Origin of the sequence: Leptolyngbya sp. FACHB-36 (genome assembly GCF_014695955.1) — a bacterium.
Lineage (GTDB): Bacteria > Cyanobacteriota > Cyanobacteriia > Leptolyngbyales > Leptolyngbyaceae > FACHB-36.
Window position 1 is genome coordinate 1 of the sequence record NZ_JACJPG010000234.1, and the last position, 1,677, is coordinate 1,677.

1 protein-coding gene and 2 pseudogenes are annotated in these 1,677 nt (G+C 52.5%); all 3 read left to right on the forward strand.

Translation table 11 applies throughout. The features are described from left to right. A pseudogene (locus H6F43_RS05600) lies at positions 1-225 on the forward strand (PD-(D/E)XK nuclease family protein); the annotation flags it as partial. Positions 226-360: 135 nt separating this feature from the next. Next, positions 361-933, forward strand: a complete 573-nt coding sequence (locus H6F43_RS05605; protein ID WP_190341513.1) for a GNAT family N-acetyltransferase — start codon at positions 361-363, stop codon at positions 931-933. A 172-nt stretch (positions 934-1,105) separates the two neighbouring features. Beyond that, a pseudogene (locus tag H6F43_RS05610) lies at positions 1,106-1,677 on the forward strand (hypothetical protein); the annotation flags it as partial.

Below are 1,677 nucleotides of genomic sequence, written 5' to 3' on the forward strand. Positions count from 1 at the left end.
GACACCCGACAGCACGAGCAGACTCGCCAAGACCTCAGCCATCTGCTTGATCAGTTAACTCACTGGCTCGATCGCTACCAACTGGGCGAACCGTTCCCTCAACTTGGCATTGCTGCCAACCAATGCGAGCGATGTGGTGTTGCCGCTCGTTGCGTGGAGCCCGATGCAGACGATCGTGCCGACTCAATTCTTACCCTCGCTGACATCCAGGAAGTTCCACTATAAGTATTAGCTACCTGTTATTAGCCATCGATTAATCATCAGTTTTTAGCTCTCGGTTTTGAGTCAGTCGCTCTTGATGGCAGAGCGATCGACCTGATTTTTCAATCCCTTCAAACAACTAATAACTAAATAGATCCTATGACCGACATTCCCCGCAGCGACGAACCCCAAATTGTTGTCTCCGTCCGCGACATGGAGATTGACGACCTAGCGCCTATCTATCATCTCGGAGAAATGCTGTTCACCAGCGACCTCTACCCCTACATCTACCGCACCTGGGACCAGTGGGAAGTCATTGGGCTGTACAACACGGACCCGGAGTACTGCTTGGTAGCGGAGGTGCAGGACCAACTTGCAGGCTTCATTCTGGGCACGATTATCAACAAAGCCTCCTGGGTCTACGGCTATATCACCTGGTTAGGCGTCAACCCAGAGTTTCAGCGGCGCGGCGTGGCAGACAAACTAGTGGATAAGCTGGTTGAGCGCATGATTGACGACGGGGCACGGTTCATGATGGTGGACACGGACCCAGAAAACCTCCCTGCCGTCAAGTTCTTCACGCGCAAAGGCTTTGGCAGCATGCGGAAGCATGTGTTTCTCTCAATGAACCTGAGTCGGCACGAATATTACGGCAAGCTGATCGCCTACGAGCGAGAAAAGGCAGAACGCGCTGTGTGGAAGCGTCCGCGCCGCCGTCCAACCGCAAAATGACTAATGGTGATCGACGATAGAGCTTTCATTAATTCGGAATTCGGAATTCGGAGTTCAGAATTTGAAATGCTCGATTTCGTCAACGGTGCAGTCGTTTGATCGGTCGCTGGAATTTGGAGAATGGGTTTTACCTCGCTGTTAAACTGAAATTGACGCGTCCTAATCTAGTTTCATGTCCGAAATCGTTGTTGCCACCCTGTACAAATTCGTTCATCTGCCGGATGTTGCCGAGAAACAATCGTCCTTGCTGTCATTTTGTGCGGCTGAGGGAATCAAGGGAACGATTCTGCTAGCAGACGAAGGAATCAACGGCACGATCGCCGGGACGCGGATGGCAATCGACGCGGTGCTGGCGTATCTGCGATCGGACCCGCGACTGGCAGATTTAGAGCATAAAGAGTCGCTTGCCGAGACAATGCCGTTCGATCGCCTGAAGGTGCGGCGTAAGAAAGAAATCGTCACGCTGGGACTGCCCGAAATCAGTCCAGCTAAGCAGGTTGGCACGTACGTCAGTCCGGAGGATTGGAATGCGCTAATTTCCGATCCGGATGTGACGCTAATTGATACGCGCAACGATTACGAGGTGAGCATTGGCACGTTTGCAGGCGCGCAAAATCCGCAGACGCGATCGTTTCGAGAGTTTCCAGATTATGTTTCCACCCATCTTGATCCGCGTCAGCACCCGAAAGTTGCTTTGTTCTGCACGGGCGGCATTCGCTGCGAAAAAGCGTCTGCGCTTCTGCT

Coding starts and splice junctions, on each gene's coding strand:
- H6F43_RS05605 (WP_190341513.1), top strand. CDS start 361: ATGACCGACATTCCCCGCAGCGACGAACCCCAAATTGTTGTCTCCGTC.